We start from the raw sequence: 17,167 nt of genomic DNA on the forward strand, positions 1-17,167 counted from the left end.
TTTTCGAGAGTACTCAATTAACTAATGGAGGAAAAGGTGTTTATATGATTTTTAAAGGTTTTAAATTTGGAATGCTATTACAACTTGCAGTGGGTCCTGGTTGTATTTTTATATTTCAAATAGCTTCACTAAAAGGATTTTACATTGCAGAAATAGGTGTATTGGGTATTGCAATAATAGACAGTTTATTTATTACTGTTGCTATACTCGGAATATCAGCAGTAATAAATAAAAAAAACATAAAAATTTGCTTAAAAATATTTGGTTCAATAATTTTATTTATTTTTGGATTTAGTACATTTTTAAATCAATTTAATATTAATTTTATACCCAGCCTAAGTATACAAAACATTTCAAATTCAAATAATACATTTATACATGCCATCATTTTAGCAGCTTCAAACCCACTTACAATACTTTTTTGGACAGGTGTATTCTCATCTAAGATTGCAGAAGAAAATATGAAAACAAAAGATATTTATCTATTTGCTTTTGGAGCATTGATATCTACATTGTTTTTTCTAACATTAATTAGTTTTTTGGGAAGTTGTGTTAATATATTTTTACCAAATACTATAATACAGATTTTAAATACATTAGTAGGGTTTTTATTGATGTATTTTAGTGTTAAAATGTGTCTAAAAAAAGTATAAATGATAATTGAAGAGGATAATATAGCTAATATACTTTGAGAAGAATTTGGATTAGTTCAATTAAATTTCGTAAAATTATAAACAAATAAAAATTTAAGATTTTTCTTAAATTTATGGGGGTACATCTTTACGCAAAATCAATATTAATGCGTATTAGTATCATTTTTCTCTCACAACACACCTCGAGTGTGTAGTGAAGACAGTGAAGGAATAGGCTGATATCAAAGGATTGGGGCATTTTGCCCCTTTTTTAAATTGTCCTTGACAAAGGGTACTGTGGGGATTTTTAATTCAGAGGGTGACCCTCGGAATTAAACTTAGAAGATATTTGTGTAAAGCTTTAGAGTTTTGCGTAATTGTACAGGAAATGGGGAAATAACTTTTACTTCTAAATTATTAAATTTTGAGAATAATATTAATTTTATATTTGCACTTAATAAGAATTAGAATGTGATAAGGTGAACCGTACAATAAATGACGAGGACTTTTTTGATAAAAAATATAAGGTATAATTTTAACTTGAGTGGATAATTTTAATAGTTAATAGTATACTAGTAAAAGGATATTATTAAGAAAGCAATGGAGGTTGTGTATAGTTGGAACAATTATCAATTTTTAATAAAGTAGATGACTTCCAAGAACAACAAACTGATGATAGGGAATTAAGCATAGAAGAAATTAATAAATTTATTAATGAACACAAACTTACCGAAAGAATTGATATTATAAACACTGAGAATGCTTCAAAAAGAAGATTTACAATTTTATCTCTATTTTCAGGTTGTGGCGGTTTGGACTTAGGTTTCAAGGGTGGATTTACATATTTACATGGGAATTATGAAAGAAATAACTTTGATATTATTTGGGCTAATGAGATAAATAGTCAAGCTGTTGAGACATATAGGAGTTACTTTGGAAATCATATTGTTTGTGAAGATATAAATAATATTAGAGATGATGAATTCCCACAAGCAGATATTATAATAGGTGGATTCCCTTGTCAAGATTTTAGCTTAGCTGGTAAGAAGCAAGGTCTTAATGTAGAAAGAGGAAGACTATATTTACAAATGAAAAGAGCAATAGATGCTGTTAAACCAGTGGCATTTATAGCTGAAAATGTTAGAAATTTAATGGTGATGGGAAATGGAGTTGTTCTAAAGACAATAATAGATGATTTTAAACAAAGTGGATATAATGTTTATTTTCATTTATATAATGCAGCAAATTATGGAGTACCTCAAAATAGAGAAAGGGTAATTATTTATGGTATAAGAGAAGACCTTAATAATATACCATTTATACCATTAGAGACTCATTCTTTATATAATTGGGTGACGGCAAGTGAAGCTATAGATGATTTATGGGATAAACTAGATACTAATATTCCAAATCATTCAAGGCGAGATTATTCAAAAGCAAAGTTTTATGAAGGAAAAAGAACTCAAGGGAACATAAGGATACAAAGTGATAAGGTAGCACCAACTATAAGAGCAGAGCATCATGGAAATATTGAAGGGCATTATAGGACATATGGTGATGAATCAGACTTATCAAATTGGAGAAGGTTATCAGTAAGAGAATGTGCTAGGATACAAACATTTCCTGATGATTTCATTTTTCAATCTGCGGCATCATCAGCATATAAGCAAGTTGGTAATGCTGTACCACCAGTTTTAGCATGGAATATAGCAAGAGCACTATTTTTATCATTAATAAGAATTAAGTAGGCTAGAGAAGCCTACTTTCATTTTATAAGAGAGTTTATTGTTGCTTTTAAATTACCTTTTTCATCTTCACTTAATAGTTCATATTTTTCTAGGAATTTAATTATAAATTTACGTAAGTTGTTATTATACCATGGTTCATTATTTTTAATTGAAGATGAAAATAAAACTTCAATCCATCTGTCTGCTAAGTAATACTGCCAATCAGAAATTAAATCATACTTTAATTTTTCATCATCTGAATTAATAGAGTATACTAACAAATTATCATTAGATATTCTATTAGTATTATTCCATGATGTTAATTCGTTAAATGCTACTTGAGGTCTAGGACTTCTATCTGGAAATTGTAACTTTGAATTAATACTATGTATATATTGACCTGTCGTTAGTTCAATAGAATTTTTATTATGCTTTACAAATATAACCCATTCATCAGCATCAATCTGTTGAATACTTGAGCCTGGAATTGCATTATTTTTAGTTGATTTTAATTCTATAGAACGATAAGTAGTATTAGTACCATCTGAAATTTTGAAAAATAAATCAGGATTAGTATATACAGAAGACTTATTTTCTGCAATTTGTTCTTTATGCTCAATTGACAATTCATCTGGTAAAAAAACTTTAGTTATGGATATGTTACTAAAATATTTATAGTGGAAATTCTCCTTATAACTAGATAAATTTAGATTTAACTGAGTTTCTAATTTAGATTGTGGTAATTTGTTAAAACTATTCTCTATAAATTCTTTTATGAATACCTTTAATGGCCTATCTGTATTAGCTTCATCAGATTGAAAACTAACATCAAGTAAAGATGTTTTTGAGTCATTAAGTGATAACTCTAATTCATACATGTATGCAAACATAAAGCAATTGACTGTATCATTAAAATCATAAAAAATCATTTTTTTAAATCTCCCCTTGTAGTCATATAGTAATATATTAACAAATATATCTAAGCTTGTACATAATTTAGTATCATATGAAACTTTCAAATATATATTATAGTACTAGAAATCATCACCAAAATGAATAATTAAAGTACACCCCAGGGGTGGTTTTAATGACATAGTATATTAATCCCCCATCTGAGATGGGGCGAATAGAATGTTGTTCGATAGGCATCCAGAGTATAGAAGTAGATGGGGAGAAAGACATTTCTGGGCAAGAGGTTATTATGTAGCAACGGTAGGAAATGTAAATGAAGATACAATAATAGAGTATATAAGGCAACAAGAAGAGAGTGATAAACTAGAAGACGGAAGAAAATAGCAAAGGCCTCGCATGAGAGGCAACCAGTAAAAATGGCTTTGCGAAACCGCCTTTAGGCGTGCCAGTAACGTGTCCTGGAGGGACCAAAATTAAACCACCATTTGAAATGGTGGTTGCTAACTTAAAGGAAGTTACTATATGATTTATATTGGAGTAAATTAATGTTAAAACTTATTTACTATAATCAACCTTTAAATGTAAAATATAATTAAAATGTAAATTATTACAATGATGAGATGTAAGTAAGGCATGTGAAAATAAATAGTAAGTACAGATGTTAGCATACTGACTAGTTATTATTTGAATATACCTAATTAAATAGAATATGAAGGTGATATATTGTGGAAGCTGAAATTAAAGAAATAATAGATTCAGAGGATAAGAAAAATCCTTATACTGATGAGGAAATAGCAAAACAGATTGGTGTAGTGAGAGATAGTAACTCAATACAGAAAAATTAATAAAATTCCGGATTCAAGACAGAGAAGAAGAGAAGTCATATTGAAGGATGCACTGGAAATTATAACAGAGGATAGAAATATATCAGATAGAGCATTTACAAGAGATTTAAATGCTAGAGGCTATAAATTATCCAGATATACAGCAGTGGAAATAAAAAAGGAGGCTGTTAAATTTTTGGTAGAGTCTGGTGATGCTGCAGGTGAAAACAATAATAAGAAAGAAAATAAAATTGAAGTTAAAGAAAACGTTACCTTAAAGAAGAACAATATGGGAAAAGCTGATGATCCTTTTGATTGCATTATAGGCCATGAGGATAGTCTGAAGCTTCAGATAAATCAGGCTAAGGCAGCAATTTTGTATCCCCCTAATGGACTTCATACCCTGCTTTTAGGACCCTCTGGAGTAGGTAAAAGCTATATGGCTGAGGTTATGTATAATTTTGCAAGAACTACAAAAAATTTTTTGCCTAATGCTCCTTTTATGGTGTTTAACTGTGCTGATTATGCGGATAATCCTCAATTGCTGCTATCACAGCTATTTGGACATGTAAAAGGTGCCTTTACCGGTGCGGCAGACGGTAAAAAAGGTATGGTAGAGCTCTGTAATGGTGGAATATTATTTTTGGATGAGATACATAGACTTCCATCTGAAGGACAGGAAATACTTTTTTATCTGATAGATAGAGGTAAATTCAGAAGACTTGGAGAAACGGAACTTACAAGAGAAAGTAAATTGATGATTATTGCTGCTACTACTGAAAGTCCTGAGGGATCTTTACTTTTGACTTTTAGAAGAAGAATACCTATGATAATTGAAATACCTTCTATTAATGATAGATCCTATAGAGAAAGGTTTGAAATAATAAAAAATTTCTTTTTGAATGAAAGCATAAGACTGGGAAAAGACATATTTGTAGCAAGGGATGTTATAAAATCTTTTATGGTATATGACTGCCCTGGAAATATAGGACAACTTAAAAGCGATATTCAGGTATGCTGTGCAAAGGGATTTCTGCAATCCACCCTCAATAGTGTAGATAAGGTGAAAGTCAGTTTTAAAGATGTGCCGGACTATGTTAAAGAGCAGGTTTTAAGTTTTAATGCAAAGGATAAGGAATTAGAAAAATACACCTGTGAGGATATAATAGTTTCTTCAAAGGGAATAGAGATACTTCGCAAGGAACAATACAATTCTGTGGACAAAGATAATATTTACATGTTTATAGAGGAAAAGTACAAGAAATTAAAAAATGATGGCTATAGTGATAGGGATATTAATAAAATAATAGGCAGTCAGGTAGAGGAGGAACTTGTAAGATTTGCTTCAGCAGTAAATTTATCTTCTGATAACATACAGGAGCTTGTGGACATTGTAGGTAACGAAATACTGTCCATTATAGAAGATATTTTTAATCTGATTAAAGAAAATATACCTGAAATACAGAGAAAAGTAATATGCTCTTTAGCAATACATTTGAAATCTGCCTATGATAGGATACTTAATGCACATAAAATAGTTAATCCAAATCTTCATATGGTTAAAAAGGAATATAGAAGAGAATATAGTGTATCTAGGAAAATTGCAGAATTGATAAAAAACAAGCTTAATATAAATTTTCCGGAAGATGAAGTAGCCTTTATTGCTATGTACTTAAAACATTTTCAGCACAAAAATAAGCTGCAAATATCTGGAAGAGTGGGAGTAATAGTATTATCTCATGGCAGGGTAGCTTCTGGTATGGCAGAGGTTGCTAACAGGTTACTGGGAGTAAAACATGCTGTAGGTCTTGAAATGGAACTTAGTGATTCGCCAAATATAATGTTGGAGAAAACTATAAAACTTGTGAAGCAGGTGGATGAGGGTAAAGGTTGTATTTTGCTGGTGGATATGGGGTCACTTACAACCTTTGGAGATATAATAACTGCAAAAACTGGAATTCCAACAAGGGTAATAGGGAGGGTTGATACGCTTATGGTGCTGGAATGTGTAAGAAGAGCTCTTTTGCCAGAAGATACCCTTGATAGCATAGCTGATGAAATAGACAACAAAAATTATATCAGTAGTGGTATTAATATAGATGCGGATAATATGACTAAAGCAATAATAACTCTGTGTATAACAGGAGAAGGAGCGGCAGAAAGGGTAAAGGAATACATTAAAAATTATTTAGGAGAGACCATTAAAGATATAGATATTATACCTTTAGGGTATATGAATGGTGAAAATGTAATTAGTACCATAGAGAGAGTGAGCAGAAATAAAGAGATTCTAGCTGTAGTAGGAACTATAAATCCCGAAATTAAGGACATACCTTTTATATCTGTAGAAAATATAGTAACAGGTAGAGCTTTAAATGCTTTGGAAAACCTTATCAATAAGAAAAATATATTAAAAAACAGATTGGCGAAGGTAATTCCTGAGGAGTTCATTTTCCCAGAGGAGAATTATAAGTATAAGGATGAGCTTTTGGATAATATGGCTAAAAGACTTATTGAGGCAGATTGTGTAGAAGAGGGTTTTTTGCTCAGTTTATATAAGAGAGAGGCTCTTGGAGCTACTTATTTAAAGGGTGGAATAGCAATTCCTCACGGTGATAGCCGCTTTGTTACAAAACCTGCCATAGCGGTTACTAAATTAGCCACACCTATAAATTGGGATGGTGTAAATAATGTGGATTTAATTTTTATGATTGCTTTAAAAGAAGATTCAAAAGATTATTTTGAACAATTATACAGGGTAATATCAAGTAATGAAGCCCTTTTAAAGATACGATCTTCTAAGGGAAGAAAAGAAATAATGGATATTTTATTTGAAAATACATTATTGACCAGATAGTTGGCATCATAGTTGCTGTATATATTAGTGTAATCAAGGAGGTGTAATAGATGGATATAAAAAACTTTCCAAAAGTAACTATTATTTTAAGAGGATACAATTATAATCAGACAGAAACAGTTATAAATGCATTAATAGGCAGCAGCATAAATTCAGTGGAAATTACAATGAATACTAAAGGTTCCATAGATATGATTAGTGATTTTCATAGAAAATATGGAGATAGAATTCATATAGGAGCTGGTACTGTTACTAATTTAGAAAATGTCAAAAGAGCAGTCAATGCAGGGGCTGAATTTATTCTTTCACCAGTACTTTTATCAAGAGAAATAATAAATTTTTGCAAAGAGAATTCAGTAATAACTATACCGGGAGCTATGAGTCCTACAGAGATATATAAATCCTTTGAAGATGGTGCTGACATAGTTAAAGTGTTTCCAGCAGTAGAATGTGGCAGTAAATTTTTTAAAGACGTTAAGGCACCTCTTGGAGAATTGCCTTTAATGGCTGTAGGTGGTATTAATAAGGAGAATTCAAGAGAATTTTTAAGTAATGGAGCAGATTTTTTAGGTATAGGTTCAGGAGTGTTCAATAAAGAGGATATATTAAATGAAAATATGGCAGGATTAATGAATTCTTTAAATGAATTTGAAGAAAAGATAGGGTTAGAGGGTGTAAAAAATGAGTGGTGAAGTTTATTTTTCAAAGGAGCTTGTATTTAAGAATTTAGAGTTTAAAAATAACATAGAAGCTTTAAAGTTTTTAGCTAAGAAGCTCTGGGAAAAGGGCTTTGTAAAAAAAGAATATGAAAAGGCTATTTTAGACAGAGAAGAGGAATATCCAACAGCACTGCCATCTATAGATGTTAAAATAGCAATACCTCATGCAGACCACAAACTGGTAAATAAGGCTAGTCTTGCAGTAGGAGTATTAAAAAATCCAGTAGAATTCAGAGCCATGGATGACCCAAATAAAAAATTAAATGTGAGTATTATAATTATGCTTGCACTTAGTGAGCCTCATGGTCACATTGAAATGCTTCAGAAAATAGTAAAGCTTATACAGAATTCAGAACTGTTAAAACAAATTGTTAAAGCTTCTTCCGATGAAGAAATTATTGATGAATTAACGCCGTATCTTATGGCAAATTAGTTTTGATTAATATTGTGAATTTAATCAATAAAATTATGAAAAATAGATGAAATATGAAAGATGCAATTAAAATAATAGTTTGATTGTAGCTATTTAAGAGAAGTTTATATTTTCTTACAGCATTTTAAGTTAAATATATTACAAAAATATAAGTATCAGCAGACTATCAATTGTTATGTAAATAAAAAAATATTATGCAAGGGGGAATTAAAATGAAAAGAGTATTAGTAGCATGTGGAAATGGAATAGCAACATCAACAGTGGTGGCAACTAAAATAAGAGAGGCTTGTGAAGATCAGGGTGTGGATATAGGGGTAACTCAATGTAAATTATTAGAAGTAGCCTCAAAGGTTTCAGACTATGATCTTTTAGTTACTACAGGAAAATTTGAGGGAGAAGATGTAAACGTTCCAGTTATAGGTGCCATGTCATTATTAACAGGCTTTGGAGAAGAGGAAACTATTGAAGAAATTGTGAATGCACTAAAATAAAGCACATTCATAGGATAGGGGGGATTCTAAAATGATACTGAAAATATTCAATACACTGCTGGATGCAGGTCCTACGGTGATGCTGCCTCTTATTTCATATTCAGAGTAAAACCTGCTAAGGCCTTTAGGTCTGGACTGACGGTAGGTATAGGTTTTGCTGGAATCAAACTTGTAATAAATCTTCTTGCATCAAATCTTGGACCAGCGGCCCAGGATATGGTAAAGAATTTTGGAATAAAGCTCGATGCCTTGGATGTGGACTGGGGTGCTATAGCAGCAGTAACCTGGTCTTCTCCTATAATTGCTATTTTGATATTTGTAATACTGCTTAGCAATATAGTTCTACTGATTCTTAAAAAGACCAATACATTAGATGTAGATATATGGAATTATCATCATATGGCTATAGTTGGAATAATGACTTACTTTGTTACAAAAAATGTTGCACTGGGGGTAGCTGCAACTATATCTATGGCAGTTATCACTTTTAAGATGTCAGATTGGACGGAACATCTTGTAAAGGATTACTTTGGGCTGCCTGGAGTATCTCTACCAACCGTATCAGCATTATCTTCATTAGTAGTGGCAGTACCTCTTAATATGCTTTTAGACAGAATCCCGGGAATCAATAAAATCAATTTTGATATAAAAGATGCTAAAAAATATCTTGGTTTCTTCGGTGAACCAATGATAATGGGGCTTATCCTTGGTGGAGTTATAGGTGCTCTTGCAAAATATGATATAACTAAAGTTCTTGGTATAGCTGTTAACATGGCTGCAGTAATGGTACTTATACCTAAGATGACTTCTCTATTTATGGAAGGATTGATGCCAATTTCAGAGGCAGCAAAGAAATTTACTAAGACTAAATTCAAGGGAAGAAAGTTCCTTATAGGTTTGGATGCAGCAGTTGTTGTGGGAAATACAGAAGTTATAACTACTTCTCTTATAGTAATACCACTTACTATAGCATTAGCAGTAGTTTTACCGGGAAACAGAGTACTTCCCTTTGCGGATTTGGCAGTTGTTCCCTTTAGGGTAGCTTTGGTAGTAGCACTTACAAGAGGTAATTTTATAAAAAATATTATTATGGGTCTTGCATGTACCGGAGCAATACTTTTGGCAGGAACTAAGACAGCTCCAGTAATGACAGAATTGGCAAAATCTACTGGTATAGATTTATCCATGGCAGGAGGGGCACTTATATCTTCCTTTGCAGCAACAAGTTTAACTGTTAGCTTTATAGTGTTTGAAGTGTTCACAGGAAATATAATGATAACGGTACCTATTTTTATTGCATCCTTTATGGCTATATGGTTCTATATTGAGGTAATCAAAAAAAGGAAGAAGGGTGAGAAAGTAGAAACCAGTGAAGAAAAAAGTCCTGTTTTACAGTAGAAATTAGTTTTTGATGTATAGATTGCAGGCAAAGTTGTAGATAAAAATGTTTATAAAATAATAGAATTTTATTTACAGCAAATATGAAACTAAAATGATTTTTTACAATGAAATGTAGTTGTTAAAACCTATATAAATAATATAATTTTGAGTTGTTCTGGAGGTATATAAATGAAAATCACAGGAGTGAAAGTATATAAAATAAAGCCAAGATGGATATTTATAAAGATAAGTACAGACGAGGGTATTGACGGCTGGGGAGAACTCATTTCAGGTACAAAAACTGAGACTGTAGTAGCTGGAGCTAAAGAAATGGGGGAATATCTTATAGGTAAAAATCCCTTTGAAATAGAGAGATTGTGGCAGGAATTGTATAGATCCTTCTTTAGAGGAGGGCCTATTAACATGACTGTTATATCGGGAATAGAAATGGCGCTATGGGATATCAAAGGTAAATTTTACAATATACCTGTATATGAATTTTTAGGAGGAGCAGCTAGGGATAGACTTATGGTATATTCCTGGATAGGAGGAGACAGACCCTCAGAAGTGGTAAAGGAAGCACTGGATAGAAAAGAAAGGGGTTTCCAGGCAGTAAAGATGAACGCTACAGAAGAACTGCATTATATAGATTCCTTTAAAAAAGTGCAGGCTGTGGTGGATAGAGTGGCATCTATAAGGGAGGCAGTAGGTTATGATCTTAACATAGGAGTAGACTTCCATGGAAGAGTTCACAAGCCTATGGCAAAGGTATTAGCAAAGGAATTGGACCCCTATAAATTGATGTTTCTTGAGGAGGTTGTACTTCCAGAGAATGAGGAAGCCTTTGCTGAAGTGGCAAAATACACTTCTACACCACTAGCTACTGGTGAAAGATTATGTACTAGATGGGAATTCAAAAATATCCTTAAAAATGGAGTCATAGACATTATTCAGCCGGATTTAGCTTTAACAGGAGGAATACTTGAAGGAAGAAAGATATCAGCTATGGCTGAATCCTTTGATATAGCTGTAGCACCACATGCACCTTATGGACCAGTAGCGCTGGCAGCCACACTGCAGATGGATGTATGTACACCAAATGTATTCATACAGGAGCAGAGTCTTGGAATACACTATAACAAGGATTTTGATCTTTTAGATTTTGTGAAAAATAAAGAGATATTCCAATATAAAGATGGCTATGTGGATATACCTAAAAAGCCAGGATTGGGGATCGAGATAGATGAACAATTTGTAGAAAAGATTGCACTGGAAGGACTGGTATGGACAAATCCTAAGTGGAAAAATTATGATGGGACTATAGCTGAATGGTAATTGTAAAAAACAGATGTATGCGCTCATACATCTGTTTTCAATTAAACTGATTATTAATTTGATTTAGGTATATAGGGGGAATACCTTATGTCTTTATAATAATACTTTTATAATAATATTTCAATAGTAATATTAATTATTTTATAAAAAAAATGAAAAAAATTGTATCGTGAGAATTTATAGGTGAAATACACTATGCAGTATATTTTTATAAAGTAGAATACTATATGTAGGTATACCTTGAGAAACAAGTTTAGTATAATAATTTTAAGATTATGCAATTTATGATATTTATTAATCAGATAATATTTCAATTTTAAAAAAATGTAAATAAATTACTGATTAAAGACCTGATTTTTAAACATAAATGATATAGTTTATAAGTGTTAATAAAATGCTTGTTAGTTTTAAGATAAAATTAAAAGTAACTGCAGCTGTAAAAATGCAGTTACTTTTAGTAAAGACTTATTTTTCATATCCATTTATGTGATTTTTGTGCCAGTTCCAGGCAGTTTCAATTATAGTTTCTACTGAATTATATTTAGGTTTCCAACCTAGTTCTTCAATAGCCTTTTCAGAAGAAGCGATTAATGTTGCTGGATCACCAGCACGTCTTGGTGCTACTTCTGCTTTTATGTCTATACCAGTAACCTTTCTTGTAACTTCAATCATTTCTTTAACAGAGAAACCTTTACCATTTCCAAGATTGTAGATTCTGCTTTCTCCGCCGTTCTTAAGCCTCTTTAGAGCTAGAAGATGGGCAGCAGCAAGATCAGATACATGTATATAATCTCTTACACAAGAGCCGTCAGCAGTATTGTAGTCATCACCGAATATCATGATCTTTTCTCTCTTCTTTAGAGCTACCTGCAAAATTAATGGGATAAGATGGCTTTCAGGTCTGTGGTCTTCTCCTATTTTACCATTTATATGAGCACCAGCTGCATTAAAATATCTAAGAGCTGTATACTTTATTCCATAGGCCTTATCACACCATTTTAATATTTTTTCCACTGCAAGCTTGGACTCACCATAAGGATTAGTAGGGAAAGTCTTGTCATCCTCTTGTATTGGTACATTCTCTGGTTCACCATAAGTGGCAGCAGTAGAGGAGAATACAATGTATTTTACACCATGTTTCTGCATAATCTGAAGAAGATTTATTGTAGAACCTACATTATTGTTAAAATACTTTAATGGATTTTCCACACTTTCACCTACCAAAGAATCTGCTGCAAAGTCAATAACTGCTTCAATATTATTTTCGCTAAACACCTTATCAAGAAATTCTGTGTCTCTTAAATCACCTACATATAATTTACCGCCTAAAAGTGAATCTTTATGACCCTTCTGAAGATTATCTGCTACAATAACCTCTTCGTTATTTTCTAATAAATGAGCCACCATATGACTGCCTATATATCCAGCTCCACCACAAACTAAAATAGCCATAAATAAAAAACCTCCTAAAATTTATATATATTTTTATGGGATAAAATTAATTTTTAAGAGTTGCCAGTTCACTAAAGAGAAGGGCAACCAATAAAAGTTTAAATGAATTATCAAATGATTGGTGGCTGATATACTAAATTTATGAATTAATATTACAGCCACTAGTCATGGGATAAAAATTATGTCCTGTTTCTAATTGGTAAAACATAATTTTAATGGAGTAATTAATATTAAAGAAAACCTTTTCTATATATAATTTTAACATATTCTTGCTAATAATCAATAAATAAATTTGAAATAATTGAATTAAATTTAGAAATAGTATAATAAACTCTCTTTAAACAAGATTCATTCATATAGATACTCATATCCAACTTTAAATATAAATTTATGATTTTAAAATGCAGTATTTAAAATACATTTATAATTATAGTATTTAATTGTAAAATTATATATCTATATTAAAAAGTTCATTATAAAGGAATTTGCAAATGGTTTGCATTTACATTATTATGCATTAATGATAATATATTACTAGAGAGTTTTAAAATTAAAGGAGAGATTGAATTTATGAGTATATTGGTAGATATTTTTTCTGGATTTCTGGGAGCAGGTAAAACTACACTTATAAAAAAGTTAATTGATGAAAACTTTATTAAAGAAAAAGTTGCGATTATTGAGAATGAATTTGGTGAGGTGGGCATTGATGGAAGTATACTTAGAAAATCAAATATGCAGGTAAAAGAAATAAATGCCGGGTGCATATGCTGTACTATAAATCAGGATTTTAAAGAGGCAGTTGGTGAAGTCATAGATAAATTTAATCCAAGTAGAATTATAATAGAGCCTTCCGGGGTAGGAAAATTATCAGAAATATTAAAATCCCTTAATAGTGCTGATCTAAAAAGCAAGATTAAATTGAATATGATTATAGCTGTGGTGGATGCATTAAAATATAAAATATATATATCAAATTTCGATGAGTTCTACAAAAATCAAATAGTAAATTCAAATACAATAATATTAAGTCGTACACAGGCTGCAAAAACTAGCCAGATAGAAGAGGTTATGAGAGATATAACTAAAATAAATTCCAAAGCAGTTATAATAACTACTCCTTGGGACAAAATATCTTCCAGTAAAATTGTAGAAGTATCACAGATGAATAGAAAAATACCTGTAGAGGAACAAGTAAATTTGATAAAAATGCCAGAAAAAATGACATTTTTAAGAGAGAAAAAAGATAATCATCATGATCACCATGCAGATGAAATTTTTTCTACTTGGGGAATCGAAACTGCAAAAGTATTTAACAAAAAAAATTTAATAGAGAATCTGCATCATATAAATAAAAATAAAAATTATGGAATAGTTTTAAGAGCCAAAGGAATAGTACAGGTGGATAAAAATCAATGGATACAGTTTGACTATGTGCCAGATGAATTTAAAGTTGTCACTACTACTCCAGATTACACTGGAAGATTGTGCATAATTGGTAGTAATTTGAATAAAAAAGATATTAAAGAATTATTTTTAAGATAATATAGGAAAATTTTATTATGATTTTTATTACATGACAATGAATAGAAGCAGGTAAAAAATAAGAATTCAGGGGAAGCTCCCTAAAGGTGGGATAGTATGATTTTAAGGACAAACATTGAAATTGTAACTGGATTTTTAGGCTGTGGTAAAACTACATTTATCAATGCACTGCTGGATAATACTTTAGTTCACAATGAATTGGTCATAGTAGTTCAATGTGAGGAAGGACAAACTTTTATAGATGAGAAATTTAGAAATAAAAAAGAGATATTGATAAAGAAACTTGGCACATCTAATATAATAAGTACTAATTTTATAAAGGAAATAATTGATGTCAATAAGCCTCACAGAATAATAATAGAGCACAATGGCAGTAAAAAGTTGGAGGGGGTGTTAAATATAATTCATAATAAAAAGTTGAAGTACAGGTGTAAGGTTACAGATATTTTTAACATTATTGATGTATCTACCTTTAAAGTATATATTGAGAATATGGGAAGTCTGTTATTGAGCGGTATAGAAAATAGTGATTTAATAGTATTGTCTAATGTAAATAAATTACTGGCATCACAGATAAATGAAGTAGTAAATTTGTTAAAAAAGTATAATTATGAAGCTTATATTTTAGGAGTAGACAATATAAAAAATATTTCTTTCGTTCTTATGAAAGAAAATATTTTGTTTAATGGCTATCTTAAAGAATTTAATGTGCTGGTAAAAAATTTCATCAAAAAATAGAAAAATTTTACAGATTTAAAATTGCTCCAAAATTCAGTAAGCTCTAATTTTCTCTTACTTGTATAGAATATGAGAATTCTGCACATTAGGTAGAAATAAACATATATAATTACTGAGAAAACAATTGGGAGGAATTTTAATGAAAAAACATTCGCATGCTTACTCAGGTCTCACAACTTATAATGATGGACATATTCATCATTATGGTGGAGTTACTGCTAAAGCTAAAAGTGGAGTGCCTCATTGTCATTATATGGAAGGCTTTACCACTTATAATGATGATCATGAACATGAATATTGTACTGAAACAGGCCCAGCAATATTGTTGCCTAATGGTCTCCATTACCATTATTTTAAAACCAGAGTAAAAGTTGCTGATGGGCATATTCATTGTATAGCTGGTTATACTAGCGCTGATTAAATTATATTATTTTAATTTTTATAGCTGCCATCATTATATGACAGCTATTATTGTTATTTAAAAGATATCAATTTATATTAAGTTTTTATACAAAATAATTAAATAAAATTTATTTAATTATGTTTATTGTATTTTCTCTTCTTGCAGGAGCTTTGGTATTTTCATTAGCAGCGTAGCCTAGAGCAATAGAGTTTATTGGATTATAACCTTCAGGAATTCCCAGTTCCTTTTTAAAGTACTCATTCTGTGCATTTTCAAATATAAGGGGCATGCTTCCTATCCAGCAAGATCCCAAACCAAGAGCTTTTGCTGCCAGTAGCATGTTCTCAGTAGCAGCTGCAGTATCGGCTTCTGTATTAAGAGCATTAACATTTCCAGATATAACTATAGCTGTAGGTGCGTTATAAAATACTTTATAATTGTCATTTTTTGATAAAGATTTAAGGTGTTCAACATCAGATTTAGCAAAAGTATTTTTTGCAATTTGGGTAAATTTTTTTAGTAACTCAGTGTTTTGTATGACAGTAAAATGCCAGGATTGTTCATTCATTGCACTTGGGGCATACAATCCAGCCTCTAAAACTGCCTGCAAATCTTGCTCTTTAACCTGTTCATCTTTAAAATTTCTTATACTTCTTCTTTCTTTTATAGTTTGCAAAGTTTCACTCATAAATTTCACTCCTTAAATAGATTAATATTATCCTGTTTGTACTATTATATAGTAATTCACTTATTAAAATAAAGTATGCACTTTTATGTAACATACTTACCTAAAAGTTAGTTATAATAATATGTAAAATAACCTAAATAGAGTATTTTTTATGATATAATACTTACTGAGTGAGGTGTCATATTATGAGTAAAATAGGCAGAAATGATCCTTGTCCATGTATGAGTGGCAAGAAGTACAAGAGTTGCTGTATGGACAAGAACTACATAGAAGAATTGGAAAAGCAGAATTTAAAATATTATGATGAGAATTACATACTTAGCAAAATAAAAAGAGAAAGCCAATGTTTCAATATATTTTATGAAAATGAAAGACAGAAAATAAAAAGAGGATTGTTCTGGTTAAAGAAAATCATAAACTCTGGGGCAAATATGTCCTACGGAACCTTGCCTTTTGTAGAAGGTGAACCATACTGCCTTGCTGTAAAAGACGTACCAATATTGTTAAAAGAAGATTTTCAGGCTGCTCGTGAAATTAAGCGTATTATCTCTTTTGAAGAGGGATTTAAAATCGTCAAATTTAAAGAAGAAGCAGCAGGTAACTATAGAAAAGTTCCTGTTAAGGCCATAAATGATATGATATATGATCCTATGATAGACAGTCATCTCATTAAATATGGTTTTGATTTAAATAAATATTACAAGCGGGAAGATGAGGACCATAAAGAGAGCATAGTAATTCAACCTATTGAAAGTCTTCGACCTCATCAGGTAGTATTTATTACTACTCTATATGTTAAGAAGACTTTGCAATACAGAAATATTTATCCTGATATAAGTGATGAAGAGATAGAATTCAATAAATGGATAAAGGAAAATTTTGAGGGACTTGTACCATTTTCAAAAACTATATTGAAGTTTGTGGAAGAGGTAGGATGCAGTACAACTGAAAAAGTGGAAAGTATTTTTCATAATATGATAAAATCCTTGAAGTTAGAGGAAGCATTGACTGTTGATTGCATATAAGAACTTATT

At 30.9% G+C, this 17,167-nt stretch carries 16 protein-coding genes; 13 read left to right on the top strand and 3 right to left on the bottom strand.

The features are described from left to right. The first annotated feature begins 44 nt into the window (after positions 1-44). Together CLPA_RS02835 and CLPA_RS02840 are read left to right on the top strand one after the other, a co-directional pair. Entirely contained in the window at positions 45-653 is a 609-nt protein-coding gene (locus CLPA_RS02835) for a LysE family translocator (RefSeq protein WP_004455304.1), read from the top strand. A 596-nt stretch (positions 654-1,249) separates the two neighbouring features. After that, complete coding sequence (locus CLPA_RS02840; RefSeq protein ID WP_004455305.1) at positions 1,250-2,380, top strand: DNA cytosine methyltransferase; 1,131 nt, start codon at positions 1,250-1,252, stop codon at positions 2,378-2,380. Between the two features lie 17 nt (positions 2,381-2,397). Here the strand turns inward: CLPA_RS02840 and CLPA_RS02845 are convergent, their stop codons facing one another. Beyond that, on the bottom strand, positions 2,398-3,288 hold the full coding sequence (locus tag CLPA_RS02845) for a hypothetical protein (RefSeq protein ID WP_004455306.1): 891 nt from the start codon (positions 3,286-3,288) through the stop codon (positions 2,398-2,400). A gap of 202 nt (positions 3,289-3,490) precedes the next feature. Between CLPA_RS02845 and CLPA_RS02850 the strand changes: the two genes are divergently transcribed. From CLPA_RS02850 to dgoD, 7 genes are all read left to right on the top strand, one after another. Next, positions 3,491-3,655, top strand: a complete 165-nt coding sequence (locus CLPA_RS02850) for an IS200/IS605 family transposase (protein WP_004455307.1) — start codon at positions 3,491-3,493, stop codon at positions 3,653-3,655. 501 nt (positions 3,656-4,156) lie between these two features. After that, entirely contained in the window at positions 4,157-6,952 is a 2,796-nt protein-coding gene (locus tag CLPA_RS02855; protein WP_004455309.1) for a sigma 54-interacting transcriptional regulator, read from the top strand. A gap of 50 nt (positions 6,953-7,002) precedes the next feature. Continuing rightward, a complete protein-coding gene (locus CLPA_RS02860) occupies positions 7,003-7,644 on the top strand; it encodes a bifunctional 4-hydroxy-2-oxoglutarate aldolase/2-dehydro-3-deoxy-phosphogluconate aldolase (protein WP_004455310.1) in 642 nt (213 codons plus the stop codon). Then, positions 7,634-8,104, top strand: a complete 471-nt coding sequence (locus CLPA_RS02865; protein ID WP_004455311.1) for a PTS sugar transporter subunit IIA — start codon at positions 7,634-7,636, stop codon at positions 8,102-8,104. Before CLPA_RS02860 ends, CLPA_RS02865 begins: the two co-directional genes overlap by 11 nt. Before the next feature lie 212 nt (positions 8,105-8,316). Further along, the gene (locus tag CLPA_RS02870) at positions 8,317-8,595 is read left to right on the top strand and encodes a PTS sugar transporter subunit IIB (protein ID WP_004455312.1); all 279 of its coding nucleotides are present in this window, start codon (positions 8,317-8,319) and stop codon (positions 8,593-8,595) included. A gap of 147 nt (positions 8,596-8,742) precedes the next feature. Beyond that, complete coding sequence (locus CLPA_RS02875; protein WP_335617778.1) at positions 8,743-9,993, top strand: PTS galactitol transporter subunit IIC; 1,251 nt, start codon at positions 8,743-8,745, stop codon at positions 9,991-9,993. A 171-nt stretch (positions 9,994-10,164) separates the two neighbouring features. Next, the gene (dgoD, locus tag CLPA_RS02880; protein ID WP_004455321.1) at positions 10,165-11,310 is read left to right on the top strand and encodes a galactonate dehydratase; all 1,146 of its coding nucleotides are present in this window, start codon (positions 10,165-10,167) and stop codon (positions 11,308-11,310) included. Positions 11,311-11,775: 465 nt separating this feature from the next. Here dgoD and galE read toward each other — a convergent pair whose 3' ends face one another. Then, positions 11,776-12,762, bottom strand: coding sequence for a UDP-glucose 4-epimerase GalE (gene galE / locus CLPA_RS02885; RefSeq protein ID WP_004455322.1), 987 nt, complete (start codon positions 12,760-12,762; stop codon positions 11,776-11,778). 570 nt (positions 12,763-13,332) lie between these two features. On the opposite strand from galE, the gene CLPA_RS02890 reads away from it, so the two are divergent. From CLPA_RS02890 to CLPA_RS02900, 3 genes are all read left to right on the top strand, one after another. Beyond that, entirely contained in the window at positions 13,333-14,304 is a 972-nt protein-coding gene (locus CLPA_RS02890) for a CobW family GTP-binding protein (RefSeq protein ID WP_004455323.1), read from the top strand. A 96-nt stretch (positions 14,305-14,400) separates the two neighbouring features. Beyond that, a complete protein-coding gene (locus CLPA_RS02895) occupies positions 14,401-15,042 on the top strand; it encodes a GTP-binding protein (protein WP_004455324.1) in 642 nt (213 codons plus the stop codon). A gap of 139 nt (positions 15,043-15,181) precedes the next feature. Then, positions 15,182-15,463: a YmaF family protein gene (locus CLPA_RS02900; protein ID WP_004455325.1), complete on the top strand. Its 282-nt coding sequence runs from the start codon at positions 15,182-15,184 to the stop codon at positions 15,461-15,463. 109 nt (positions 15,464-15,572) lie between these two features. Here CLPA_RS02900 and CLPA_RS02905 read toward each other — a convergent pair whose 3' ends face one another. Beyond that, positions 15,573-16,133, bottom strand: coding sequence for a nitroreductase family protein (locus CLPA_RS02905; protein WP_004455326.1), 561 nt, complete (start codon positions 16,131-16,133; stop codon positions 15,573-15,575). A gap of 185 nt (positions 16,134-16,318) precedes the next feature. Between CLPA_RS02905 and CLPA_RS02910 the strand changes: the two genes are divergently transcribed. After that, positions 16,319-17,158: a YecA family protein gene (locus tag CLPA_RS02910; RefSeq protein ID WP_004455327.1), complete on the top strand. Its 840-nt coding sequence runs from the start codon at positions 16,319-16,321 to the stop codon at positions 17,156-17,158. The last annotated feature ends 9 nt before the right edge of the window (positions 17,159-17,167 follow it).

Source organism: Clostridium pasteurianum DSM 525 = ATCC 6013 (assembly GCF_000807255.1).
GTDB lineage: Bacteria > Bacillota > Clostridia > Clostridiales > Clostridiaceae > Clostridium_I > Clostridium_I pasteurianum.

Bases quoted from the DNA above. Each gene is read 5' to 3' on its own strand.
- CLPA_RS02860 (WP_004455310.1), top strand. From the start codon at position 7,003: ATGGATATAAAAAACTTTCCAAAAGTAACTATTATTTTAAGAGGATAC.
- CLPA_RS02835 (WP_004455304.1), top strand. From the start codon at position 45: ATGATTTTTAAAGGTTTTAAATTTGGAATGCTATTACAACTTGCAGTG.
- CLPA_RS02905 (WP_004455326.1), bottom strand. From the start codon at position 16,133: ATGAGTGAAACTTTGCAAACTATAAAAGAAAGAAGAAGTATAAGAAAT.
- CLPA_RS02870 (WP_004455312.1), top strand. From the start codon at position 8,317: ATGAAAAGAGTATTAGTAGCATGTGGAAATGGAATAGCAACATCAACA.
- dgoD (WP_004455321.1), top strand. From the start codon at position 10,165: ATGAAAATCACAGGAGTGAAAGTATATAAAATAAAGCCAAGATGGATA.
- CLPA_RS02900 (WP_004455325.1), top strand. From the start codon at position 15,182: ATGAAAAAACATTCGCATGCTTACTCAGGTCTCACAACTTATAATGAT.
- CLPA_RS02910 (WP_004455327.1), top strand. From the start codon at position 16,319: ATGAGTAAAATAGGCAGAAATGATCCTTGTCCATGTATGAGTGGCAAG.
- CLPA_RS02890 (WP_004455323.1), top strand. From the start codon at position 13,333: ATGAGTATATTGGTAGATATTTTTTCTGGATTTCTGGGAGCAGGTAAA.
- galE (WP_004455322.1), bottom strand. From the start codon at position 12,762: ATGGCTATTTTAGTTTGTGGTGGAGCTGGATATATAGGCAGTCATATG.
- CLPA_RS02895 (WP_004455324.1), top strand. From the start codon at position 14,401: ATGATTTTAAGGACAAACATTGAAATTGTAACTGGATTTTTAGGCTGT.
- CLPA_RS02845 (WP_004455306.1), bottom strand. From the start codon at position 3,288: ATGATTTTTTATGATTTTAATGATACAGTCAATTGCTTTATGTTTGCA.
- CLPA_RS02865 (WP_004455311.1), top strand. From the start codon at position 7,634: ATGAGTGGTGAAGTTTATTTTTCAAAGGAGCTTGTATTTAAGAATTTA.
- CLPA_RS02850 (WP_004455307.1), top strand. From the start codon at position 3,491: ATGTTGTTCGATAGGCATCCAGAGTATAGAAGTAGATGGGGAGAAAGA.